Origin of the sequence: Paraburkholderia sp. HP33-1, from assembly GCF_021390595.1 — a bacterium.
In the GTDB taxonomy this organism is placed as follows: Bacteria; Pseudomonadota; Gammaproteobacteria; order Burkholderiales; family Burkholderiaceae; genus Paraburkholderia.
The window spans coordinates 1,202,912-1,226,741 of sequence record NZ_JAJEJR010000001.1; the positions used below are offsets into that span (position 1 = coordinate 1,202,912).

The following is a 23,830-nucleotide window of genomic DNA, read 5'->3' on the forward strand; positions in this document are numbered from 1 at the left end:
AGAGATCGGGGACAGCAGACGTGAACACCGCTTCGAATCCAACCCAACCGCCCGTGCGCGCCTTCATGCGTCGCTGGTTGCGCACGTTCGGCCGCACGGCTGCGCAGCGGCGCGCACAGCAGGTCGGCCGTCTCGCGATCGACGCATTGCCCGACGAATGGGCCGCGCTCGAAGCAGGCAAGCTGTACGCGATTTACGCGGAGTCACGCACGGCGGGCGCCGACGGGCTGATTTGGGAAAGCGCGCGCGCCGCGAGTACGCGTGACGTGACGGTCGTGCTCGCGCGCGAACGCGCGGACGTCGCGCGACGGTTGCGCGAGCTGGGCTTTAGCGCCGACGCGCCGGCCGCGGGCTGGCCACGCAAACTGAACGTGCTGGCGATGCCAGCCGTCAGCGGCGCGCAGGTGCTCGAGCAGCAGGCCGACGGCGCCGCGCCGCTCGGCAAACTGTTCGGCGGTCTGCGCGCGCTGAAGCGCTTCGGGTTTCGGGCGCGCTCGCTGTATTTCGTCGAAGGTGCGGAGCGCTGGTTCAACTGGCACGACGCCGCCGCGCTCGCGCACGAAGGCCGCACGCTCGCGAACTGGTGCGCGGCGCGGCGCGTCACGCTGGTGCTGCTGCTCAGCGTCGATGGCACTGGCGGCGATTCGCCTGACGCGCGCCGCGCGGCCGATGGCGGCGTCGATGCGCCGCGCCGCAACGCGTTCCATGCGGCGTGCGCGGGCGTCGCGCGCATGGAGCGCACGCACGGCGAGCTGCTGTGGCATGCCGACTTCTGGCGCGCGGATCGCACGCTCGTGACCAGCGAAGTCCGCTCGTTACGCTTTACCGATAGCGGCCGCCTGAGCGTCGCGCCCGACACGCCGGCCGGCAGCGTCGCGAGCGGCGATCGCCTGCTCGCGCGCGACGAACAGCGTGTGGTCGTGAGCCGCGCGGTGGTGCGTGGTCACGAGGCGTGGCTGCCGCCGCATTGGGAAGTGTGCGCTGATCAGGCTGCGGTGCTGAGCGCGTGCGCCCATGCGCGAGCCGCGACCGTGGTGCTCGATTACGCGGGCGGCGCGCAGCTCGACGCGTTGTGCTCGACGATTCATGCGCTGCGTCGCCAGGCGGGGGGTGCGCTGAAGATCGTCGTCGTCGAGCGGGGGGAAGTACTGCGGCATCAATACGAGCTGCTCGTGCTCACGCTCGGCGCGAACCTCGTGCTCGGACGCGACCTGCCGTTCTCGCGGATGCAGTCGCTGCTGCAGTCGTTGCAGGGGCAGCTCCATACCCGGCCGGTCGCCGCCGACTATCGCAGCGCCTTGAGCGCCGCGCTCAGCGACGACGTGCGCGGCTATCTGCCGGCCGGCGCGTTTTGCGAGCGGGTGCGCCTCGTGCTCGAACGCAGCGCGGTGCTGCAGTTGCCGCATGTGCTCGTGAAGCTGACGCTGTTGCCGCAATGCGCGCACGTCGATGTTCTGAAGCACTGCGTGCCGCGTCGCGCGGGCGACGTGCTGACCGTCGACGCGTCGCATCTGTACGTATTCCTGTTCGCATGCCGGCTCGCCGACGCGGATGCCGCGCTGGCGCGGATCGTCGATGTACCGGTCGAACGGATCGCCGACACGCGCGTGCATCTGGCCGAGCAGAGCATCGGCGCCGAACTCGACGCGCTGGACGCGACCAACCGGCGCACGCGGATCGCCGACTACAGCGATATGTTCGCGGCGTCCGCGCGCGAAGCGGCGCACGTGGCCGCCGTGCAACTGGCGCAGGTGGAGGCGGCGTTGAGTCATGCACGTGCCGAACTCGAAGCCGACAGCGTGGCGGGCGCCAGCGCGGCCGCGCCAGCCATCGGAACGGGCTGGCAAACCGGATCATCCGCAACGAAGCGACCGGCTTCGGAGCGCACCTCTTACCACCCCACGCCGCCGCGCCGTCGCGCGGAACCCAGCGCGATGCCGGTACGCGCGAGGAGCATCGAATGATCGAACTGGTTCTGATGTGCTTCGTCGCCGGCGTGGTCGTCGCGCTGCCGGTGTGGATCGTCTGGCAGCGCGTCGGCGCGCGACGCGGTCTCGCGGCCATGCGCGGCTTCGATCCGCGCGACGCGGTGCCGTGTGACATCGAGCCGGTCGCGCTGCGCGCGCGTTTGCTGCCCGCGCTCGACACGACGCAAGACGGGGAGGCGCCATGAAAACGATCGCGATCGTTTCCACCGCGGGCGGCACGGGCCGCACGACGCTCACCGCTGCGCTCGCGGTATTGCTCGCGCGCCGTGGCCGCCCGGTCGTCGCACTCGACTTCGATCCGCAGAACATGCTCGGCGCGCAGCTCGGCATCGACGGACTCGCGGCGACCGGTCTGTCGCAGGCGCTGCTCGATGCGGACACCGCGTGGCACGCGTGCACGTGGCGCAACGCCGACGGCGTGCTGTTCGTGCCGTACGGCGCCGTGTCGACCTTGCAAAGCGCGCAGTGCGACGCACGCCTCGCCGGCGAGCCGCGCTGGCTCGCCGACGCGCTCGCCGAGCTCGATCTGCCGCGCGACGGCGTCGTGTTGATCGACACCGCGCGCTATCCGTCGCAGCAGGCCGAGCACGCGCTGCGTTGCGCGGATCTCGCGCTGGGCGTGACGCCGCCCGAACCTGCCGCCTGCGCGACGCTGGTCGCGCGGCTCGCCGCGTTGCGCGACGCCTGCGCGCATCTGCGCATCATCGTGAACCGGCTGAACCCCGCGCGCGACATGCAGCGCGACGTGCTCGCGATGCTCGGCGCGGCGCTCGGCGATAACCTGCCGCTGGCGCAACGCGTGCATCTCGATGGCGCGTTGCCCGAGTCGTTTGCGCGCGGCACGTGGCTGTTCGACGACGCCCCGCATTCGCAGACATCGCACGATCTGCAGGGGCTCGCGAATTGGCTCGATGCGTGGCTCACCGGGGGCTCCGCGGCACCTGACCGGCGGGACGACGTGTCATGAGCGCGCGCGCACCGCGTTCGGCGCGCGAACGTGTACTCGACTGGCTCGCGCGCGAGCTCGGCGTGCCCGCGAACCGCACGCCGCTCGACTGGTTCGTGCGGCTGTTTTTCCAGCCGCCCGCGCCGGGCAAGCCCGATTATCCGCGCCGTTGGATTCGCGCGGCCGTGCTGCATTTCGCGCTGCAGTGGGGTGTGCTCGAACCGCATCGGGCGCGCGCATGGCTGTGGCGCGCGTTCGTGCGCGCGCCGCGTTCGCCGGTAAGCAGCGCGGCGGCGAAAATGCGGGCGCTGGCCGCCTGGTTCGACCGCTGGCTCGTGCCGCTATGGTTGCTCGGACGGCGCGTGCGCGAGCGCATCGACGCGCTGCTGGCGAGCTTGCCGTGGCAGCGCTGGGGCATGTGGCTCGAAGCCGCGACGCAGCGCGTCGGCCATATCCGCTGGCTGCTGCCGCTCGTGGTTGTCGCGGGTGCCGGTTTGTGGGCGCTGATCGGTACGTCGCCGCTGCAACCCGATGGTCAGCTCGAATTCTTCGCAGTACTGGTGATCGTCGCGCTGATCGTGCGGCGCTTTCCTGGCCGCATGCCGGTGCTGATCCTGACGACCCTGGCGCTGCTCGCGATGGTGCGCTACGTCTGGTGGCGCGTCACGCAGACGCTGTCGTTCCAGACGCCGGGCGAGGCGATTCTCGGCTATCTGCTGTTCGGCGCGGAAGCCTATACGTGGGTGATCCTGCTGCTCGGCTTCGTGCAGACCGCGTGGCCGCTGAAGCGCGCGGTCGCGAGTCTGCCTGCTGATACGTCGAGCTGGCCGAGTGTCGACATCTATATTCCGACCTACAACGAGCCGTTGGCCGTCGTGCGGCCGGCCGTGTTTGCCGCGCAAGGCATCGACTGGCCGGCCGACCGGCTGCGCGTGTACCTGCTCGACGATGGCCGGCGCGAGGAATTCAGGGCGTTCGCCGAGGCATGCGGGATCGGCTATCTGACGCGCGACGACAACCGTCACGCGAAAGCCGGCAACATCAATAGCGCGCTCGCCAGCACGCAAGGCGAGTACGTCGCGATCTTCGATTGCGATCACGTGGCGACACGCTCGTTCCTGCAAACGACGATGGGCACCTTCCTGCACGACGCGCGCTGCGCGATGGTGCAGACGCCGCATCACTTCTTTTCGCCGGACCCGTTCGAGCGCAATCTCGGCACGTTCCGCCGCGTGCCGAACGAGGGCAATCTGTTCTACGGGCTCGTACAGTCCGGCAACGATCTGTGGAACGCGTCGTTCTTCTGCGGCTCGTGCGCGATCCTCAAACGCGCGCCGCTCGAAGAAGTGGGCGGCATCGCGGTGGAGACGGTCACCGAGGACGCGCACACGGCGCTGAAGCTGCACCGGCGCGGCTACACGACCGCTTATCTGCCGACCGTGCAGGCCGCCGGGCTCGCGACCGAAAGCCTCGCGAGCCACATCCAGCAGCGCACGCGCTGGGCGCGCGGCATGGCGCAGATTTTTCGCATCGACAATCCGTTCGTCGGCCGCGGCTTGGGCTTTTTTCAGCGGCTGTGCTACGGCAATGCGATGCTGCATTTCTTCTACGGCGTGCCGCGGCTCATCTTCCTGACGATGCCGATGGCGTACCTGTTCTTCCAGATGTACTTCTTCAACGCACCGGCGACGACGATCGCGGGATTCGTGCTGCCGTACATCGTGCTCGCGAACATCGCGAACTCGCGGATGCAGGGCAAGTTCCGCCATTCGTTCTGGGCCGAGGTCTACGAGTCGGTGCTCGCGTGGTACATCGCACTGCCGACCACGATCGCGTTCTTCAGCCCGAAGCACGGCGCGTTCAACGTGACCGACAAGGGCGGGCGCGTCGACGAAGGCTACTTCGACTGGTCGACGTCGAAACCGTATCTGGTGCTGCTGGCGCTGAACGCGGCTGCACTCGCCACCGGCGTGTACCGGCTCATGTTCGGGCACGGCGACGAAACGCCGACGATCCTGATGAACGTGTTCTGGACGCTCTACAACCTCGTGATGCTCGGCGCGGCCGCGAGCGTCGCGCGCGAGGCGAAGCAGGTGCGCGTCACGCATCGGATTACGATGCGCGCGGCGGCGACGCTGCTGCTCGCGGACGGCACGACGCTCGCCTGCACGACCAGCGACTACTCGACCGGTGGCCTCGGCCTGGACGTCGATCCGGGCTTGAATCTCGCGCCCGGCGACAGCCTCGGCGTGTGCCTGAGCCGCGGCGATCGCCAGTTCCATTTTCCGGTGTACGTGAGCCGCTGCATCGGACGGCACCTCGGCGTGCGCTTCGACGGCCTCACGCTCGAACAGGAACGGCAGCTCGTGCAATGCACGTTCGGCCGCGCCGACGCGTGGCTCGACTGGGATGCGCAAACGACCGAGGACGCCCCGCTGCGTGGTTTGAAGGAAGTGCTCGCGATGGGCGTCGAAGGCTATTCGCGGCTGTGGGGCGGCGTCGCGCGTGCCTGCCAGACGCTGCTTGCGCTCGACCGTACCCGTTATTGATGTCGCCGGCGCAGGTAACCGGCCAATGAGAGAACCCGTTCATGACTTTGTGGAACCTGTACTTCATCCTGAAGCTCTACCTGTACGCGGGCGGCCATCTGCAGCCGCTGTGGCTCGCGAATCTAGGCTTTGCGCTCGCGCTCGTCGTGAGTTCGACGCTGCGCCGGCGCGCGCTGCGCATCGTGCGCAATCTGCTCGGCCTCGCGCTCGGCGTGCCGCTGATGTACCACGAGGCGAACGTGCCGCCGTTCTCCCGTCTGACCGAGGAGTTCGGCAATCTGACCACGTTCAGCCTCGGCTACTGGCTTGAACTCGCACAGCGCTTTCTGCCGCCGATGCTGCTGCTTGCCGCGCTGGGCGCGCTCGTCGGCTACCTGATCGTGAATCGCTGGGTGCGCGTCGCGACCTTCGTGCTGATCGCACTGGTCGCGATTCCGCTGTGGCACGAGGGCGGGGTGGTGCTCGCGCAACTGCGCGCCGCGTCGACGAACGCAGCGGCGAATGCCGGAGCGAATACAGCCAGCAACGCGCTCGCTGCGCAGCCGCTCGACCATAACGCGACGCTCGCGGCGTTCCGCACCCAGGAGTCGCAACGGCAGGTGAGCTTCGGCCATCTCGCCGCCGATCCGAACAGCCAGTTCGACGTGATCGTGCTGCACATCTGCTCGCTGTCATGGGACGACCTCGATGTCGCGAAGGCGCGCAATCATCCGCTGCTTTCCCACTTCGACTATCTATTCACGAACTTCAGCACCGCGGCGAGCTATAGCGGGCCGGCCGCGATTCGCGTGCTGCGCGCGAGTTGCGGCCAGCAGGCGCACGCGGACCTCTATAAGGGCGCGCCGCCGCAGTGCTATCTGCTCGCCGATCTCGCGCAGGCCGGCTACACGCCGCAGACGATGCTGAACCACGACGGCCACTTCGACAACTTCCTGCAACTGATCCACGACAACGCCGGCGTACCGAACGTGCCGCTGATTCCGAACACGAGCGTGCCGGTCGCGATGCATGCGTTCGACGGCTCGCCGATCCGCGACGACTATGAGGCGCTCGCCGCGTGGTACGCGCAGCGCGCGAGCATCGCGGGGCCGGTCGCGCTGTACTACAACACGATCAGCCTGCATGACGGTAACCGGTTGCCGAACAGCAACCTGTCGAGTATCGATTCGTATCCGCTGCGCGTGAACAAGCTGATGAGCGACTTCGACCGCTTCGCCGATCTGATCGCATCGTCGGGGCGGCGCGCGGTGATTGTGATGGTGCCCGAGCACGGCGCCGCGCTGCGCGGCGACACGAATCAGGTGGCGGGCCTGCGCGAGATTCCGACGCCGGGCATCGTGCATGGGCCGGTCGGCGTGCGCGTCGTCGGTTTCCAGGGCAGTCACGGACCGACTACGGTGATCGACAATCTGTCGAGCTTCCTCGCGGTCGCGCAGTTGCTGTCGAATCTCGTGTCGAATAGTCCGTTCAAGCCCGGCGTGAGCTTGTCGCAGTACGCGGCGAATTTGCCGCAAACGCAGATGGTCGGCGAAAACGAGGGGACGGTGACGATGAAGACCGCGTCAGGCTATGTGGTGAAGACGCCGGACGGCGTGTGGGTGGACGGCAAATGAACGACTGGAACGCTGTGAAAAACGCCGCGCGCGGCGGCTGGCCCGTCGACGACATCAGCGGACTCGCGCTGCGTTTGCCGGAAGTCGAGCCACGCCGCTATTTCGATGCTCAGGCGCAGGAGGCCTACCAGCAGTCGCTGCTGAAGTGGCCGGTGCTCGCGCGGCTGATGAACCTCGTGCCGCACGACGAGGCCGATACCCACGCTGCGCAACGTACGCCGCAAGAAGCGGGCGTGAAATAAGGCCCGCGGCGAACTTTCAGCGCAACTGGGTGACCGCCAGCAGCAACACCATGCTGCCGATGGCGCCATCGAGCACCCGCCACGCGCTCGCGCGGCGAAACAGCGGCGCGAGCATGCGCGCGCCATAGCCGAGTGCGACGAACCAGACCGCGCTGACCGTCATCGCGCCGAGCGCGAAGGCGACCCGTGCGCCTTCCGGCTCGCGCGCGCCGGCCGTGCCGATCAGCAGGAACGTATCCAGATAGACGTGCGGATTGAGCCAGGTGAACGCGAGCGTCATCAGCACGATCGGCAGCGCGCGTTGCGCGGGCGGTGCTGCATCGGCGGATGCGCCGCTCGAAGCATCGAGCACCGCGTGTCCCGGCCGCACCGCGCGGCGCAGCGCGCTGACACCGAACCAGGCGAGATACGCGAGACCGACGTAGAGCATACCGTGCACGAAGTTCGGGTAGCGCTCCATCAGCACCGCGGCGCCGCCGACGCCCGCGCCGATCAGAATGAAATCCGACAACGTGCACAACAGCACGATCTTGCCGACGTGCGAGCGCATGATGCCCTGCCGCAGCACGAATGCGTTCTGCGCGCCGATCGTCACGATCAGCGACGCGCACAGCGCCGCGCCGTGGGAGAAAGACAACCAGTTCATAAACGGTCCGGAAAATGGAAGCACGGGGGATAGACGGGGCAAAGCAACAGCGCTAGTCTGCGGGTACACGTCTCATAAGAGAAGCTAATTTACTTAATGCAGATTAAGGAACGCTAATGCTCGACTACGCCTTGCTCGACGCGCTGGCCGCCGTGGTGCGCCACGGCTCGTTCGACCGTGCCGCGAGCGAACTCAATATCACGCCGTCTGCTGTATCGCAGCGGGTCAAGCTGCTCGAGGAGCGCGTCGGCAGCGTGCTCGTGAAGCGCGGCCAGCCGTGCGTCGCGACCACCTCGGGCGCGCTGCTGTGCCGCCATACCGAGCGCGTGCAACTGCTCGAAGCGGAGCTGAACGGCCGGCTGCCGACATTACCCGGCGCGCTCGTCGAGCCGTGGCCGGCACTGCGCGTCGCCGTCAACGACGACAGCGTCGGCACCTGGTTCATCGACGCGGTCGCGCCGTTCTGCGTCGAACGCGAGATGCTGCTCGACCTCGTGATCGACGACCAGGACTACACCGCGCAGCGCATTCGCGACGGCAGCGTGCAGGGCGCGATCACGACGCAGGCCGAACCGGTACAGGGCTGCCGCTCGACGCGCCTCGGCCGCATGCGTTACCTCGCGGTCTGCTCGCCCGCGTTTCGCGCGCGCTATTTCGCCGACGGCGTCACGCGCGACAGCCTGCGGCGCACGCCGTGCGTCGACTTCAACCCGAAGGATCAGCTGCAAAAGCGCTTCATGCGACGCATCACGCGCGCGGAGCTCGATCCGCCGCTGCACTGGATTCCGCATGTCGCCGGTTTTCTGCGCGCGTGCGTGATGAGCCTCGGCTGGGGCATGTGCCCCGAGCGGATGATCGCCGGGCATCTGGAGCGCGGCGAACTGGTCGAGATCGCGCCGGGCAGGCATATCGACGTCGATCTGTACTGGCAGAGCTGGCGGCTGTCGATCGGCTGGCTCGACGATTTCAGCGCGATGCTCAGAAAGCGCGCGGGCGAGTTTCTGGATTGACTTCCTGATTGGATTGGAAGGTTAACTGGCAAGCCGGAACACCGATACGGCCGACCTCAAACGTGCCGCCTGTTCATCAAGTGATGACGCGGCAGCGGCGGCCTGCTCCACGAGCGCAGCGTTCTGCTGGGTGACTTCATCCATTTGCGTGACGGCTTTGCTGATCTGTTCGATGCCAGTACTTTGCTCGTCGGAGGCGGCGGAGATCTCGCCCATGATGTCCGCAACCCGGCCTATCGATTGGACGATCTCCGTCATGCGCCCACCCGCAGCCTCGACGAGCCGGCTACCGCTGCCGACCTTTTCTACCGATACCTCGATCAGCCCCTTGATATCTTTTGCTGCCGCGGCGCTGCGCTGGGCAAGCGAGCGGACCTCGGAGGCGACGACTGCGAACCCACGACCTTCTTCGCCCGCCCGGGCCGCTTCGACGGCTGCGTTGAGCGCGAGGATATTGGTCTGAAAAGCGATGCTTTCGATCACGGTGGTGATGTCAGCGATCCGCACAGACTGTTGCGAAATTTCCCGCATCGTCTCGACGACTTCATGCACGGCTGCACCGCCAAGCTCGGTCGCCTCCTTTGCGGTGGTCACGAGGCCGTTGGCCTGACGTGCATTCTCGGCATTCTGTTTTACCGTCGCCGTAATCTGTTCCATGCTGGCGGCCGTCTCCTGTATCGAGGCGGCTTGTTCCTCCGTGCGTTGCGAGAGGTCCAGGTTGCCTTGCGCGATCTCACCGGCGCCGACGACGATCGAGTTGGTCGCGGTCTGGATTTCGGCGATCGTCGCGGTCAGACGCGCCTTCATTTCGCCGAGCGCCGCGAGCAGGCTGCCCGGCGCGGCTTTTGCCGCATCGACCTCGACGTCCAGATCGCCAGTGGCGATCCGGGTCGTCAGGTGCGTCGCATGCGCCGGCTCGCCACCCAGCGTGCGCCGGACGCTGCGCAGCACGGCCCACGCGATGGTCGTAAGGATCGCGGCGATGACGAGCGTGATGGCGCCCAGCACCATCGCGAGCCGGGTGAAGGCCGCGTGAATATCGTCGTAGAAGAAGCCCGTGCCGATCCACCAATCCCAGTCCGGAATGGAGACCACGCCCTGGAGTTTCGGCTCCGCATCTGCATCGGGGCTGCGCTTGACCAGCACGTCGACGAGCGCGAAATGCGACTGCGCCATTCCGGCGCGGTAGGCTTCGCTATCGGTCAGACCGTCGGTCGTGCGGTTGCCTTTGGCTTTGGTGCCGATGAACTTCGCGTTCGGATGAACGAGGTTGATGCCGTCGGAGGTCGTAACCCAGTAGTAACTTTTCGTATTCGCGTTGAGCTCTGCCAGCGCGGTTTTTGCCTGTTGCTGAGCCTGATCCCGCGTGAGCGTTCCGCGCGCCTGCAACTCCCGGTATGAATTGACCAGATGTTCGGCCTTCGTCAGAAGAATGACGATCTCTTCACGACGGCTGTCGATCAAGGCACCACGCAGCGTTTGCAGCGCCATGGCGGCGAGCAGTGCGACGCCGAGCAGCGCGGCGACGACGAGCACCAGTAATTTCGTGGACAACTTCATGCGGGAGCCTCAGAAAATTAACTATCTGGTACATATATCGGCGCTGGCGGCTCAGTCTTGAGTGGTGTCGCACCCGTGATAACCCTCGATTTGTGTACTGATCGTGCGTGGCCGATCAGTACCGGGGGAAGGGCAAGCGGGTGGCGCGGACGCACTCGATCCGGGTTATCCAGATACCTTGGTTGTACGAAGCATCAGATCAGCGATGGCTGATAACTTGTGAGTCATGGATTGACGGCCTGTATTTAACTCGCATATGCGCATATTCAGCTTCGAATGCTGCGCTTCCATGCGGCGGGACTAACTCCCACGAACGATTTGAATACGCGGGTGAAATGGCTCTGGTCCGCAAACCCGCAACTGACTGCGACTTCGGCGAGGGAAGCCTCGGTGCGGCTGAGAAGTGCTTTCGAACGTTCGACGCGATGGCGCAACATCCAACGATGCGGCGGGTCCCCGGTGCTTGCCTTAAATGCACGAATAAAATAGCTGACTGACAGTCCGCTCTCGGAGGCAAGCGTTTTCAGCGACAGGTCGGCGTCGATCTGCGACGTCATCGCTTCCGTAGCACGCCGGAGCTGCCAGGGGGCAAGCATTCCCAGTCGCTCTTTTGGCATGCGCATACCGCCGAACCGCTGCGCGAAATAGGTGTAGGCAGCAAGCATGACGTGTTCGGCATACATCGAACTCACTTCGTGTGGCCGCTCCAGCGCAGGGAGAAGTGAACTTCCAAGGTGCCATATCGTCTCGTCCAGCAGCCCGCCTGGCCGGCAATAGAGGTGATCGATGCGCGCCACGCCGGATTCATCGGCAATCTCGTTCAGCGCGGTTTGCGGGACCGTGAACATGAGGTTGTCGAACGGGCTGATCAAATTCGCACACGGCAGTTCAAGGTGATTGACCACGCTGGTTGTTCGCGCCAGATAGGCGCCACGATGGATGCACCTGCCGTCAAGGAAAAGCTCTCTTTGCTTTTGCTCGCGCAATTGAAGCATTACCGAAAAGACGGCATCACATTGGGGCGGCGTCACAAGTCCGTGCCCGGGCGTATCCCGGCGCAAGCGCGACACCAGCAGGCGTGACGTTTTTGGGCCCTTGGTGGTCAGTTGCGACACCGAGTCCGCCTTGAATAGCTCGACGAAGTTGCGGCTGTAGCTGAGATCCGACTGCATGCCTTGCTCCTCATTGAGAAGTCCCCAATCTGGCCTGACGAATCCTGCAGCCAGTTGAACAGATCGCGATCATCTGTAACTCAATAAATCAGCGAATTTCGCCATTGAAATTTTCACGTTCCTGATGCTGGCACACGGAACGCGATGGGAAAGGGTCAAAACGCACATATTGGCCAAAAAACGCGCATATCAATCAAGACGCCCGTGCTTTGCCGATGCTCTCATGCAATCACTCGACAAACGGACGATCGCGATGAAACGAGCATTTGTGCTTCTTGTCGCCTTGATGGGGCTCAGCAAGGCGACATTGGCGGACCAGACGACCTTTCCGGGTGGATTTCGCACTGAGGAGATCGTGTCGAACGGCACGACCATTCACGTTCGCGTGGGCGGCAGTGGCCCGGCTGTTGTGTTGTTGCACGGCTACGCCGACACGGGTGACATGTGGGCGCCACTGGCGGCGGAATTGATGCGTGACCACACCGTGATCGCCCCGGATTTGCGTGGTATGGGATTGTCTGCGGTCGCTACGGAGGGCTTCACCAAGAAGAATGAAGCCGAAGATGTGGCGGGCGTGATGGATGCACTCAAGGTGCAACAAGCGGTGGTGGTCGGTCACGACATCGGCAATATGGTTGCTTTTGCATTCGCTGAAGCGCACCCAGACCGTACCAGCCGCCTCATCATGATGGATGCACCGGTTCCCGGTGTGGGCCCCTGGGACGACATCCTCAAGAGTCCGCTGCTCTGGCATTTCCGCTTTGGTGGCCCCGATATGGAGCGGCTGGTTGCGGGGCGTGAGCGTATCTACCTCGACCGGTTCTGGAATGACTTCGCAGCCGATCCGGCGCATTTTCCCGAAGCGTCGCGGCGCCATTATGCGTCTCTCTATGCCCAGCCAGGTCGCATGCACGCGGGCTTTCTGCAATTTGCCGCCTTTGACCAGGACGTGACGGACAACCGGTTATCGGTCTCGCGTGGACGTCTGCAAATGCCGGTGCTGGCCATAGGCGGTGGCCACTCGCTGGGCGGGACCATGGCTTACATCATGCGTTTCGCCGCCGACAACGTAAATCAAGTGGTGATAGCCGATTCCGGGCACTGGCTGATGGAAGAACAGCCGGAGCAAACCGTTGCCGCCATTCGCACCTTCATAGACCGACCATCGCCGCATTGCGAGTGACTGCCGAAGATGTTTTTTCACGCCAACAGGAGAGCATGATGAGTTCTTTTGCCAGGCCGCGCGACGCCGTAGACGACCATCTGATCACGCCGCAAAACTCGGCGGTCCTGATCATCGATTTTCAGCCCGTTCAGGTGTCTTCCATTGCCTCCAGGCCCAAGCGCGAACTGGTCGCCAATATCGTCGCGCTGGCCCGGATCGCGAAGCTGTATGAGCTGCCGGTGGTGCTGACGTCGGTGAATGTGAAAACCGGCCGGAACCAACCCACGATTCATCAGATCACCGACGTGCTGACAGATATCGAGCCGTTCGATCGCACCTCGATCAATGCGTGGGAAGACGAGGATTTCAACCGGGCGGTCAAGGCCACGCAACGCAAGAAGCTCATCATGGCCGCCCTCTGGACAGAGGTGTGCCTGGTGCAACCCGCACTCGACGCAATGCACGAAGGCTTTGAGGTCTATCCTGTTGTCGATTGTGTTGGAGGAACCTCGCTCGAGGCGCATCAGGCGGGCCTGCAAAGAGTGATTCAGGCGGGCGGCAAGCCGACGTCGTGGGTTCAACTCATCTGCGAATTGCAGCGCGACTGGAATCGCGAGAAATCGGTCCCTGGCTTCGCCGATATCCTCTTCGCAGTCGAAGGCCACTGACATGATCCGGGCGAAGGAATCCAGTTGTTCAAGACTGGATCACGTCATCTCTACTTCGTCCACGGAAAAGGAAACCACGCATGGACCTCCATCTGAAAGGAAAACTCGCGCTGGTCAGCGGAAGCACGGCCGGTATCGGCCTGGCTATCGCCAGCACATTGACGCAGGAGGGAGCTCGTGTAGTCGTCAACGGCCGCTCCCAGTCATCTGTGAATGACGTAGTTATGCAGCTGAAAGCGGATACCGGCGGCGATGTGTATGGATTTGCGGGCGATCTGAGTACGGCCGCCGCAGCTGAAGAGCTCGTGCGACGCTATCCGGGCGTCGAAATTCTGGTCAATAACCTCGGCATCTTCGAGCCCAAGCCGTTTGAGGAGATCCCTGACGCGGACTGGCAGCGTTTCTTCGACGTCAACGTCCTGAGTGGAGTACGCCTTGCTCGCCTGTATCTCCCTGCGATGAGGCAGGCAAACTGGGGGCGCATTATTTTCATTTCGAGCGAAAGCGGGGCGCAGATTCCAGCCGAAATGATCCACTATGGGATGACGAAAACCGCGCAGCTCGCGGTCTCGCGCGGGCTAGCCGAAGCCGTTGCCGGCACGGGAATTACGGTTAATAGCGTCCTGCCGGGGCCGACGAAATCGCGAGGGGTTGGCGAATTCGTAGAGACCCTTGCTAAGGCCGACGGCAAATCGTTTGAAGCGTTCGAAAAGGAATTCTTCGAGAAAGTACGTCCCACATCGCTCATCAAGCGATTTGGTTCGCCGCAGGAAATTGCGTCCCTTGTGGCCTATATCGCCAGTCCGCTTTCGTCGGCCACGACGGGAGCTGCGTTGCGAGCCGATGGGGGCGTTATAAAAAGCGCCTTCTAGACCCCGACGGGCATTGGGATGGCTTCTGCAAAGTTGCCTCGCTCAATGTTCCAGCGCGATCGGCTGAAGCGCTCCTTTTGTGACGCGCGTGACAATCGTGGGGCGGGTTGGCCTGCATTGTCGCGGCGGTATGGTCTCTTATAGCCCATTGGATGTCCCAGGAAGTCAAATGGCCGGCTCGGGTGGAATGCCCGATTTGACCGTGCTGCGTGAATAAGCGAATGCCCGTTGTACCCTGGAAGCTGCCCTGGATGCGCGGCGAACCGCAGGGCAGAACTGGGTCGACTTATGCCTTTTCCATGAATTACAGGCCCACGACGGCCGTCGCGTCCGGTCGTGGGACGCAGTGCTGCCACCAGGGGCCAATTGATCGCCTCCCGCGAGCCTGCGCTTTCACTCCGACCGTCCGGGATCATCCCGAATACGTTTTCTGCCACCGTCCGTGTTGCCCACGGGGAACGGGTTGGCGGCCATTCTCCGCCCCGCTGAGCGTCCCGGTCCATCAATCCCCATCTTTGGCACGGCGTCGGCGCCTCCATGTCGCTATTGCGCATGATCGTGCGCAATCTATGCAAAATGCAGCGTCGTGCGCAAGATAGTGCTCAAAATCAGCGCAGATTCGGGTCGACAGCTCGCCCGCAGAAATGAGCATTATGGTGCGCAAAATTGCTGATTTGAACTATAATGAGCAGCATGATGCGCAAAAAGACTTCTCCTTCTCCGATCACCAACGTTGAGCGTCTCGCGGCCAGCCTGCGGGCTACCCGGCGTGAGCGTAAGGTGACCCAGCAGGCGCTCGCCGAGCGCGCGGGCATCGCGCGCCGCACGATCACCAATGCCGAAGGCGCCGAGAACGTGGGCATCCAGGAGTGGTGCCGCCTCGTTAGCGCGCTTGGCTATGAGCTGGTTCTGCGCCCGCGCGACACCGTGGTGCTGGACGAGCTCGACATCATCTTCAAGGACGATGACTGATGAGCGACGGCAAGACATTGGACATCGAGCGGCTGTTTGGGAAGATCCGCACCCTTGAGGTGCACACGCCCCAAGGGACGAGCGGCCTGCTGGCCAAGGAGAGCCGCTACTCCTTCAATTACGGACAGGTGTCCGACGCCGCGGCGGTGTCGCTGACAATGCCGGTGCGCCGGGAAAGCTATGCCAGAGGCGACCTGATGGGTGTCTTCGCGATGAACCGCCCCGAAGGTTATCTGCGGCACATCATTGAGGACCGGCTTGCACGCCTGGGCACGCCAAGCGACCTGTTCCTGCTCTTCCTTGCTGGTCGTAACCAGATTGGGCGGCTGACGTACTCCGTGCCGGGGGAGCGCGTGCCGGAGCACGACGGCGAACACCTCGAGGAGCTCCTGTCCTCCCCATCCGGCAAACTCTTTGCGCGCCTCGTCGACCAGTATGCGCTCGGCTCTGGTATTTCGGGTGTCCAGCCCAAAACCGTGGTGCCGATCGTGCAAGAAGGCCCGCGCGCGCTCGACGAGCACGCCGCGCTGCCCCTCAATTCGGTAATCGTGAAGGCTGAGGGCGACGACTTTCCGGGCATCGCGCGCAACGAGTTCTTCTGCATGTCCGTCGCACAGGAGGCGGGGCTGGAGGTTCCCCAGTTCTGGCTTTCCGATGATGGCAAGCTCTTTGTGATGGCGCGCTTTGACCGGCACCCGGACGGCTCACCGTTGGGCTTCGAGGACATGGGCGTGCTCACCGGCAAGTCGAAGTACGAGGGCAGCTACGAGATGATTGCGAAGGCCGTCGACATCTTCACGGGCTCTGACTATCAGCAGAGTGTTCGCCTCTTTGAGCGGGTCGCCTTGTCGTGTCTATTGCGCGATGGCGATGCGCACATGAAGAATATCGGCATCCTCTACGAGGACCCGACCGGGCCGCGCCGCCTCGCGCCCGTGTTCGACGTCGTCTGTACCGACATCTATCCGGAGCTCGACGGCAAGTTGGCGCTCAAGCTCAATAAGTCCACGGTGTTTCCCATCCCTCAGGTCCTCGTGGAGTACGGCCGCCGCCTGGGTTTGCGCGATGACGAATGCAAGTCCGCCATGGACCGTCTGCGCAATGCATACGAGCGCGTCGCCGTCCGGTTTGAAAGCGACCCGCGCTTCGTGGAGGATGGGCTTCTCGCGAGCATCCGGCGGGTTATCGAGCGCGTCGGCGTTCAGCCGGTCGTGAGGCCCAGGGTCAAATAACACGACCTGTAGCGATGCCGTTGCTCGACGCCAGCGCTTATCGATTGCACCGCGGCGTTAAAAGCGAACGCCGCGCGTCCCCCATACGACTCACCTTGCCGCCGACTTTCCGCGACCGGTCACGGCCGCTCCATCCCCTTTGCCGTTGCTGGCCGCCGCCGCGTCGCGCGTCTCGGGCATCGCCGCCCACACCAGCAGCACCGCGAGCGCACCGGCCGCCGCGAGACAGAAGAAGCTCACGGCATTGCCGAAATGATCGGCGACGAAGCCCGCCGCCGTCGTGCTCAGCGTCGCGCCGATGCCGGCCGCGAGCCCGAACAGGCCGATACACAGGTTGTAGCGGCCCTTGTCGCCGGCGACGTCGGCCGCGATCAGCGGTAGCATCACACCGAACACCGCGGCGCTCAAACCGTCGAGCATCTGCACCGGCACGAGCAGATAAGGACTGCTGATGCCCGCGAACAGCAGCGCGCGGATCGGCAGTGCCGAGAAGCCGAGCAGCAGGATCGGCCGGCGGCCCCAGCGTTCGGCCGAGCGTCCGACCCACGGCGACATGATCGCCACGATCGCCTGCGGCACGATGATGCACGCCGCGATCACGAGCTGCACGTTGTCACCCATGCCGGCCGTCACTTCGCCGGCGGCAAGGTTCAGCATCGCCGCGTTCGACAGATGGAACAGCACGATGCACGCGGCGAACAGCAGCATGCGCCGGTCGCGCAGCAGCGCGCGCAGGCTTTCGCGCCGTTCGAGTTGCTCGGGGCTGGGCGCCGCTTGCGGCAGCTCGATCGTGTCGGTGCGCTGGATCATCGCGAGCGCGATCAGCGCGGGAACCGCGAGGCCCGCGGTCAGAAAGAACACCGCGCGCGGCGTGTAGTACTCGCCGAACAGGCCCATCAGACCGGCCGCCACCGCGCTGCCGATCGACGCCCAGCGCGCATTGCGCCCGAGCCGGTCGCCGAGATTCGCGCGACCCACCAGTGCGAACGAAATCGCGGCGAGCGCCGGCGTCAGCATGCAGCTCGCGAAGCCGTGGAACACCTCGGCGGCGATCACCGGCAGCACGGTCGGGCTGATCGCGAGCAGCATCGCGCTCAGGATGATCGCGCCGATCGCCCACGCGGCCGCGGCCTTCTTGTTGCGCAACGCGTCGACCGCTGCGCCGCCCGGCACCTGGCTCACCATCGCGCTGATCGTGCCGACCGACAGCACCATGCCGATCTCGCCCTGGGTCCATTTGTGCGACGCGAGGTACGACGCGATGAACGGCCCGAAGCCAGTCTGCACGTTGGCGACGAAGAAGTTGAGCCAATCGAGCGCGCGCAGACTTCGCGCCGTGACTACAGTGCGGACCGTCATCGGACCGCCCGGGCGTTGGAAACCGAAATCGCCGTCGACGCCGTCGGCGGCGCCGAGGCCGCCGGCGCGGCGCTCGCGGCGGGCGCCGCGGGTGCGGCAGGCGGCGCCGGCGAGACCGCGCGGATCGGCTTGTCGCTCGCGTAGGGCGGCGTCGCGTTGATCTGCGCGTCGCTCAGATCGATCTGCGGATGCAGCTCCTTGTCGCGCGTGACGAAGCGCAGCGCCGACCAGTTCGCGGCGATCGTGCGCCGGTCGGTGCTGACCATGCCGCTCACGTCGAGCACGATCGCCTGTGGCTGCGCGTTGGCATCGATCAGCACGTCGACCACGCGACCCACCTTCGCGCCGTTCGCGCGCTCGACGGTCGCATCGAGCAGCGCCAGTTCCAGCGCGTTCGATTTGTTCGCGCCGCTCGGCACGGCGCTCGCGCTCAGCGTGATCGGCGCGCCCTTCGCGGTCGGCGTGAAGTGGAACGTACCCCACGAGAAGTTCACCTTGCGGTCGCCGACGCCGAGGAAGCCCTGCAGATTGACGACCATCTCGCGCGGCTTGCCGGCCGCGTCGGTGGTCATGTCGATCGCTCGGCCGACCACCTTGCCGTCGGGCTTCTGCACCTGGCTGTCGAGCAGCGTGCGCGCGTCGCTGCGCTCGATCGTGCGCAGCACGATCAGCGGCGGCGGGGGCGGGGGCGGCGGCGGGGCTGGTGCGACGACGGGCGGCGGCGGTTCGACCTTGTGCGGCTTCACGACCGGTTTCTTCGGTTTCTTCTGCTGCTCGGGCCCCTCGTTCGCCTCGGTCTCGGCCGGCTCGGGCGCCGAAGCGGCGAGCGGCGCGCTCGCCGGCTCGACGGGCATCACCGTCGCCTCGACGATCGGCGCCTGCTGCGTACCCCACAGCAGCGTGCTGCAACCAGACAGCGCGGCGAGCGCGAGCAGCGCGGCCACGGCGCACAGCAAGCGCAACAGACGAAACGGATCGGGCGAATCAGGCGAATCGAGCGGACCAAATGGTCCGCGCGGTCCAGGCGGGACAATCGGCAGGCGCCGGGCGGGGCGCGGAAAACCGCCAGTCATCAGGAAAAACTCCACGGGCTGGTGCGGACGGGTGTGATGAGCCGCCGCGGTTGGATGGGGCACGGCCCAGAGTTTAACCCGCGCTGCCGCGCGGGGCCGGCTTTCGCGGGCTGTTTTGCCGGTTGTCAGGCGGCATCGCGCTGCACGCCGCGTGCCAGCAGCGTCGCCGCCGATACCGGTTCGGCGCGTTTCACGGCCAGCCGAATGGCGTAGGTGTATACGCGCGGCGCGCTCGCCCGAGCGACCGTCGCGCAAAAGTTATAAGTCGCGCGACATGTCCGGCATGCCATTCATGCGATTGGACACATAGTTGTCTTCACCTACATTCCGACTCAGAAAAGCGCTACCCACACCAACACAGCCACGAGACGAACCTGATGACGGTCGCTGTAGCGGCCGTTTCAGCATGCTGATAAAGGAGGCACTCATCATGATGGAACCCCAAGCCCTCGCGAATTCCGACGTCGCGAGCGAATCCTTCGACACCGGATCATCCCGCGGTCAGGGCTTTCTCGATCGCTACTTCGACATCTCCGCGCGCGGCAGCACACAACGTCAGGAGATCGTCGCGGGCGTGACGACCTTTCTGGCGATGGTCTATTCCGTGTTCGTCGTGCCGGGCATGTTCGGCAAGGCGGGCTTCGACACCAGCGCGGTGTTTGTCGCCGTCTGTTTGACCACCGCGTTCGGCTCGTTGCTGATGGGCGTGTGGGCGCGTCTGCCGATCGCGATCGGCTGCGCGATCTCGCTGACTGCGTTCACCGCGTTCGGCCTCGTGCTAGGCAAAGGCCTGCATCCGACGGTCGCGCTCGGCGCCGTGTTCCTGATGGGCGTCGTGTTTACCGCGATCTCCGTGACCGGCGTGCGCTCGTGGATTCTGCGCAATCTGCCGGCCGGCATCGCGCACGGCACCGGGATCGGCATCGGTCTGTTCCTGCTGCTGATCGCCGCGAACGACGTCGGGCTCGTCGTCAAGAATCCGGGCGCCGGTCTGCCGGTGTCGCTCGGGCATATCACCGCGTTGCCGGCGCTGCTGTCGGTCGCCGGACTGGCTGCGATATTCGGGCTCGTGCGGCGGCGCGTGCCGGGCTCGATCCTGATCGTGATCGTCGCGATCTCGGCGCTCGGGCTTGCGATCGATCCGGCCGTCGCGTTTCATGGCGTGTTCGCGGTGCCGTCGTTGAGCGCGCCGGGTCATGCGTCGCTGATCGGTGCGATGGACGTGCGGGGCGCGCTGTCGATGGCGGTGCTGCCGAGCGTGCTCGCGCTGGTGATGACCGCCGTATTCGACGCGACCGGCACGATCCGCGCGGTCGCGGGCCAGGCGGGGCAGCTCGACGAGAACGGCCGCATCATCAACGGCGGCCGGGCATTGACCGCCGATTCGCTGAGCTCGATCTTCTCGGGCCTGCTCGGCGGCGCGCCGGCGGCCGCGTATATCGAGTCGACGGTCGGCGTCGCGGCGGGCGCGAAGACGGGGATGGCGGCGGCGGTCGTCGGTCTGCTGTTTTTCGTCGTGATGTTCCTCTCGCCGCTCGCCGCGCTGGTGCCAACGTACGCGACCGCGCCCGCGCTGATGTACGTAGGGCTGCTGATGCTGTCGAACGTGAGCAAGCTGCATATGGACGACATGGTCGACGCGATGGCGGGGCTCGTGTGCGCGGTGTTCATCGTGCTCACCGCGAACATCGTGACCGGCATCATGCTCGGCTTCGCGACGCTCGTGATCGGGCGCGTCGTCAGCGGCGAGTATCGCAAGCTCAACGTCGGCACCGTGGCGATCGCGGTGGTGCTGGCCGGGTTTTATCTCGGCGGATGGGCGATCTGAATTTCGTCGCGGGTCCTTGACTTTGGCGTCAGCGTTTCTAAAAACCTTATGGTCAAGCCCTGCTTCAGCAGGAAAGGAGACGCAGATGGAACCCCAACATCGCATCGGCAGTCAGGAAGAGTGGCTCGCCGCGAGCCGCGCGCTGCTCGCCGAGGAAAAAGCGCATATGCGCGCCGGCGACGAACTCGCGCGCAAGCGTCGCGAATTGCCGTGGGTCAAGGTCGAGAAGCTTTATACGTTCGATACACCGGAGGGCCCTAAGACGCTCGCGGAGCTGTTCGATGGCCGCAGTCAGCTGATCGTCTATCACTTCATGATGGGCCCGGACTGGGAGGAGGGGTGCGTTGGCTGCTCGTTCCTGTCGGACCATATGAGCGGCATTCTCACGCACCTCGTCCATCACGACGTCAGCTACGTGACGGTGTCGCATGCGCCGCTCGCGAAGATCGACGCGTTCAAACGGCGCATGGGATGGAGCTTTCCGTGGGTGTCGTCGAGCGGCAGCGATTTCAATTTCGACTACCACGTGTCGTTCACGCCCGAGGATCTGGCGAGTAAAAAGGCGTTCTACAACTTCAGCGAGCAGGACGTCGGCATCGACGAGCAGCACGGTCACAGCGTGTTCTACAAGGACGAAAGCGGCGACGTGTACCACACCTACTCATGCTATGGGCGCGGCGACGAGCGCTTCCTGAACACGTACGCGCATCTGGATATCACGCCGAAAGGGCGCAACGAGCAAAGTAATCTGACCGACTGGGTCAGGCATCACGACCGCTACGACGACCACGCGCGCGGGGCTTGCCCGGCGTGCGGATCGTACACGGTGTGAAATGGTGAGGCGTGTCGAACGCGCTACAGCGCCATATCGAAGGCGGGTTTGAGAAATACCTCGATCGCCATCACGATGAGGCCCATCGCCGCGGCGGCGAGCGTCAATACGCCGTATTCGTCGTAGCGCGTGTCGTATAGGCACGCGATGACGAACAGGATCGCCAGAAAGTTGGTCAGCCAGTAGAAGTCCAGCGCGAAGGGCATCTGTCGAATCCGGGCTCAGGTGCGACGGTGCGAATCGCGCCGTCGAATCCGCGCGATTTTATCGAAATGAGCTTACGAATTTGCGACGGCCGCGCTTACACAGCTTACGGCTGGCTGCCTGGCGGCTCCATCATGTCCGCACCGCGAAGGTGTATATACAAGTCCGGGCTAAACCACGGTGGCCACGCCGACTCGGGCGTCCCAACCCCGCCACTTCCTGTCCGCGAGCCTGCCTCGGGATCTCCAGCCAAAACGACGCGGCAAATCATGGAAATCCCCAGGCACGATATCTTGAAAAATAAGTTGTATATACAAGACTCGCCAGCTAGACTTAGTTGAACTTGTATAGACAGGACGACAACCATGATTCTGAAGCCCGGCTACCTGACCCTCCCGCAATTGCGCCAGATCGCGCGTGAACAGGTCACCCTTCAACTCGATCCCGCCAGCCACGCGGCCATCGACGCGTGCGCGCAGGCCGTCGCCGACATCACCGCCAGGGGCGAGCCGGCCTACGGCATCAATACCGGCTTCGGCCGCCTCGCCAGCACGCACATCCCGCGCGATCAGCTCGAACTGCTGCAGCGCAATCTGGTGCTGTCGCACGCGGTCGGCGTCGGCGAGCCGATGTCGCGCCCGGTCGTGCGTCTCCTGATGGCGCTGAAGCTGTCGAGCCTCGGCCGCGGCCACTCGGGCATCCGCCGCGAAGTGATGGAAGCGCTGATCGCAATGTTCAACGCCGACGTGCTGCCCGTGATTCCAGTCAAGGGCTCGGTCGGCGCATCGGGGGATCTCGCGCCGCTCGCGCATATGTCGGCGATCCTGCTCGGCGTCGGCGAAGTGTTCGCGAAGGGCGAGCGCATGCCGGCCACCGAAGGCCTTGCGCTCGTCGGCCTGAAGCCGCTCACGCTGCAGGCGAAGGAAGGTCTGGCGCTGCTGAACGGCACGCAGGCGTCGGCCGCGCTCGCGCTCTACAACATGTTCGCAATCGAAGACCTCTATCGCACGGCGCTCGTCGCCGGCGCGCTGTCGGTCGATGCGGCGATGGGTTCGGTCAAGCCGTTCGACGCGCGCATCCATGAACTGCGCGGCCATCAAGGCCAGATCGACGCGGCGGCGGCTTATCGCTCGCTGCTGCAAGGCTCGGCGATCAACGTGTCGCACGCCGACTGCGACAAGGTGCAGGACCCGTACAGCCTGCGCTGCCAGCCGCAGGTGATGGGCGCCTGTCTCGACCAGATGCGTCAGGCCGCCCAAACGCTGCTGGTGGAAGCGAACGCGGTCTCCGACAATCCGCTGATTTTCCCGGACACCGGCGAAGTGCTGTCGGGCGGCAACTTCCACGCCGAGCCGGTCGCGTTCGCGGCCGACAACCTCGCGCTCGCCGCTGCGGAAATCGGCGCGCTCGCGGAACGCCGCATCGCGCTGCTGATCGACGCGACGCTGTCGGGCCTGCCGCCGTTCCTCGTCAGGGATGGCGGCGTGAACTCCGGCTTCATGATCGCGCACGTGACGGCGGCCGCGCTCGCGTCGGAGAACAAGACGCTCGCGCATCCGGCCTCGGTCGATTCGCTGCCCACTTCGGCGAACCAGGAGGATCACGTGTCGATGGCGACGTTCGCCGCGCGCAAGCTCGGCGATATCGCCGAGAACACCGCGAACATCCTCTCGATCGAACTGCTCGCCGCCGCCCAGGGCGTCGATCTGCGCGCGCCGCACAAGACCAGCCCGAGCCTGCAGAAAGTGATGGACCTCGTGCGCAAGGACGTGCCGCACTACGAGCTCGATCACTACTTCGCGCCGGACATTGCGGCCGTCACGAAGCTCGTGCAGGCCGGCTCGGTCGCGAAGCTGAGCCCGTTCTCGTTCGCCTCGGAACAATGAGTCGTCGGGAACG

Annotated in this window: 21 protein-coding genes; 15 read left to right on the forward strand and 6 right to left on the reverse strand. The window is 65.0% G+C overall.

Going from position 1 to position 23,830, the window contains the following annotated elements; translation table 11 throughout:
• Positions 1-20: 20 nt before the first annotated feature.
• The 6 genes from bcsE to L0U81_RS05500 are packed head-to-tail and all read left to right on the forward strand — an operon-like array spanning position 21 to position 7,338.
• A complete protein-coding gene (bcsE, locus tag L0U81_RS05475) occupies positions 21-1,964 on the forward strand; it encodes a cellulose biosynthesis protein BcsE (protein WP_442793385.1) in 1,944 nt (647 codons plus the stop codon).
• Positions 1,961-2,173 carry a hypothetical protein gene (locus tag L0U81_RS05480; RefSeq protein WP_233800634.1) on the forward strand — a complete coding sequence of 71 codons (213 nt, stop codon included), beginning with the start codon at positions 1,961-1,963 and terminating at the stop codon, positions 2,171-2,173. Before bcsE ends, L0U81_RS05480 begins: the two co-directional genes overlap by 4 nt.
• On the forward strand, positions 2,170-2,955 hold the full coding sequence (bcsQ, locus tag L0U81_RS05485) for a cellulose biosynthesis protein BcsQ (RefSeq protein WP_233800636.1): 786 nt from the start codon (positions 2,170-2,172) through the stop codon (positions 2,953-2,955). The genes L0U81_RS05480 and bcsQ overlap by 4 nt, the downstream gene beginning before the upstream one ends.
• Positions 2,952-5,483: a UDP-forming cellulose synthase catalytic subunit gene (gene bcsA, locus L0U81_RS05490; RefSeq protein ID WP_233800638.1), complete on the forward strand. Its 2,532-nt coding sequence runs from the start codon at positions 2,952-2,954 to the stop codon at positions 5,481-5,483. Before bcsQ ends, bcsA begins: the two co-directional genes overlap by 4 nt.
• 41 nt (positions 5,484-5,524) lie before the next feature.
• Positions 5,525-7,096, forward strand: a complete 1,572-nt coding sequence (bcsG, locus tag L0U81_RS05495; protein WP_233800640.1) for a cellulose biosynthesis protein BcsG — start codon at positions 5,525-5,527, stop codon at positions 7,094-7,096.
• Positions 7,093-7,338 (forward strand): hypothetical protein, encoded by a 246-nt coding sequence (locus L0U81_RS05500; protein ID WP_233800642.1) that lies wholly within the window; start codon positions 7,093-7,095, stop codon positions 7,336-7,338. Before bcsG ends, L0U81_RS05500 begins: the two co-directional genes overlap by 4 nt.
• A gap of 16 nt (positions 7,339-7,354) precedes the next feature.
• Here the strand turns inward: L0U81_RS05500 and L0U81_RS05505 are convergent, their stop codons facing one another.
• Positions 7,355-7,984, reverse strand: coding sequence for a LysE/ArgO family amino acid transporter (locus L0U81_RS05505; RefSeq protein WP_233800644.1), 630 nt, complete (start codon positions 7,982-7,984; stop codon positions 7,355-7,357).
• Positions 7,985-8,100: 116 nt separating this feature from the next.
• Between L0U81_RS05505 and L0U81_RS05510 the strand changes: the two genes are divergently transcribed.
• Positions 8,101-8,994 (forward strand): LysR family transcriptional regulator ArgP, encoded by an 894-nt coding sequence (locus tag L0U81_RS05510; protein WP_233800646.1) that lies wholly within the window; start codon positions 8,101-8,103, stop codon positions 8,992-8,994.
• Between the two features lie 21 nt (positions 8,995-9,015).
• On the opposite strand, the gene L0U81_RS05515 is transcribed toward L0U81_RS05510, so the two are convergent.
• Both L0U81_RS05515 and L0U81_RS05520 read right to left on the reverse strand, forming a co-directional pair.
• The gene (locus tag L0U81_RS05515; RefSeq protein ID WP_233800648.1) at positions 9,016-10,554 is read right to left on the reverse strand and encodes a methyl-accepting chemotaxis protein; all 1,539 of its coding nucleotides are present in this window, start codon (positions 10,552-10,554) and stop codon (positions 9,016-9,018) included.
• A gap of 266 nt (positions 10,555-10,820) precedes the next feature.
• The gene (locus tag L0U81_RS05520) at positions 10,821-11,726 is read right to left on the reverse strand and encodes an AraC family transcriptional regulator (protein ID WP_233800650.1); all 906 of its coding nucleotides are present in this window, start codon (positions 11,724-11,726) and stop codon (positions 10,821-10,823) included.
• Between the two features lie 253 nt (positions 11,727-11,979).
• Between L0U81_RS05520 and L0U81_RS05525 the strand changes: the two genes are divergently transcribed.
• The 5 genes from L0U81_RS05525 (at position 11,980) to L0U81_RS05545 (ending at position 16,635) form a co-directional block, all read left to right on the forward strand.
• Positions 11,980-12,909: an alpha/beta fold hydrolase gene (locus L0U81_RS05525; protein WP_442793414.1), complete on the forward strand. Its 930-nt coding sequence runs from the start codon at positions 11,980-11,982 to the stop codon at positions 12,907-12,909.
• Between the two features lie 38 nt (positions 12,910-12,947).
• Positions 12,948-13,559 carry a hydrolase gene (locus L0U81_RS05530; RefSeq protein WP_233804226.1) on the forward strand — a complete coding sequence of 204 codons (612 nt, stop codon included), beginning with the start codon at positions 12,948-12,950 and terminating at the stop codon, positions 13,557-13,559.
• Between the two features lie 80 nt (positions 13,560-13,639).
• The gene (locus L0U81_RS05535) at positions 13,640-14,431 is read left to right on the forward strand and encodes an SDR family NAD(P)-dependent oxidoreductase (RefSeq protein WP_233800654.1); all 792 of its coding nucleotides are present in this window, start codon (positions 13,640-13,642) and stop codon (positions 14,429-14,431) included.
• Positions 14,432-15,115: 684 nt separating this feature from the next.
• Positions 15,116-15,403: a helix-turn-helix transcriptional regulator gene (locus tag L0U81_RS05540; RefSeq protein ID WP_233800656.1), complete on the forward strand. Its 288-nt coding sequence runs from the start codon at positions 15,116-15,118 to the stop codon at positions 15,401-15,403.
• On the forward strand, positions 15,403-16,635 hold the full coding sequence (locus tag L0U81_RS05545; RefSeq protein ID WP_233800658.1) for a type II toxin-antitoxin system HipA family toxin: 1,233 nt from the start codon (positions 15,403-15,405) through the stop codon (positions 16,633-16,635). Before L0U81_RS05540 ends, L0U81_RS05545 begins: the two co-directional genes overlap by 1 nt.
• A 90-nt stretch (positions 16,636-16,725) precedes the next feature.
• Here L0U81_RS05545 and L0U81_RS05550 read toward each other — a convergent pair whose 3' ends face one another.
• The gene (locus L0U81_RS05550; RefSeq protein ID WP_233800660.1) at positions 16,726-17,994 is read right to left on the reverse strand and encodes an MFS transporter; all 1,269 of its coding nucleotides are present in this window, start codon (positions 17,992-17,994) and stop codon (positions 16,726-16,728) included.
• The gene (locus L0U81_RS05555) at positions 17,991-19,067 is read right to left on the reverse strand and encodes a PRC-barrel domain containing protein (protein WP_233800662.1); all 1,077 of its coding nucleotides are present in this window, start codon (positions 19,065-19,067) and stop codon (positions 17,991-17,993) included. The genes L0U81_RS05550 and L0U81_RS05555 overlap by 4 nt, the downstream gene beginning before the upstream one ends.
• Before the next feature lie 430 nt (positions 19,068-19,497).
• On the opposite strand from L0U81_RS05555, the gene L0U81_RS05560 reads away from it, so the two are divergent.
• Positions 19,498-20,895: an NCS2 family permease gene (locus tag L0U81_RS05560; RefSeq protein ID WP_233800664.1), complete on the forward strand. Its 1,398-nt coding sequence runs from the start codon at positions 19,498-19,500 to the stop codon at positions 20,893-20,895.
• A gap of 85 nt (positions 20,896-20,980) precedes the next feature.
• Positions 20,981-21,727, forward strand: a complete 747-nt coding sequence (locus L0U81_RS05565; RefSeq protein ID WP_233800666.1) for a DUF899 domain-containing protein — start codon at positions 20,981-20,983, stop codon at positions 21,725-21,727.
• A gap of 23 nt (positions 21,728-21,750) precedes the next feature.
• On the opposite strand, the gene L0U81_RS05570 is transcribed toward L0U81_RS05565, so the two are convergent.
• Positions 21,751-21,933 carry a hypothetical protein gene (locus tag L0U81_RS05570; RefSeq protein WP_233800668.1) on the reverse strand — a complete coding sequence of 61 codons (183 nt, stop codon included), beginning with the start codon at positions 21,931-21,933 and terminating at the stop codon, positions 21,751-21,753.
• Between the two features lie 363 nt (positions 21,934-22,296).
• Between L0U81_RS05570 and hutH the strand changes: the two genes are divergently transcribed.
• On the forward strand, positions 22,297-23,817 hold the full coding sequence (gene hutH, locus L0U81_RS05575; RefSeq protein WP_233800670.1) for a histidine ammonia-lyase: 1,521 nt from the start codon (positions 22,297-22,299) through the stop codon (positions 23,815-23,817).
• The last annotated feature ends 13 nt before the right edge of the window (positions 23,818-23,830 follow it).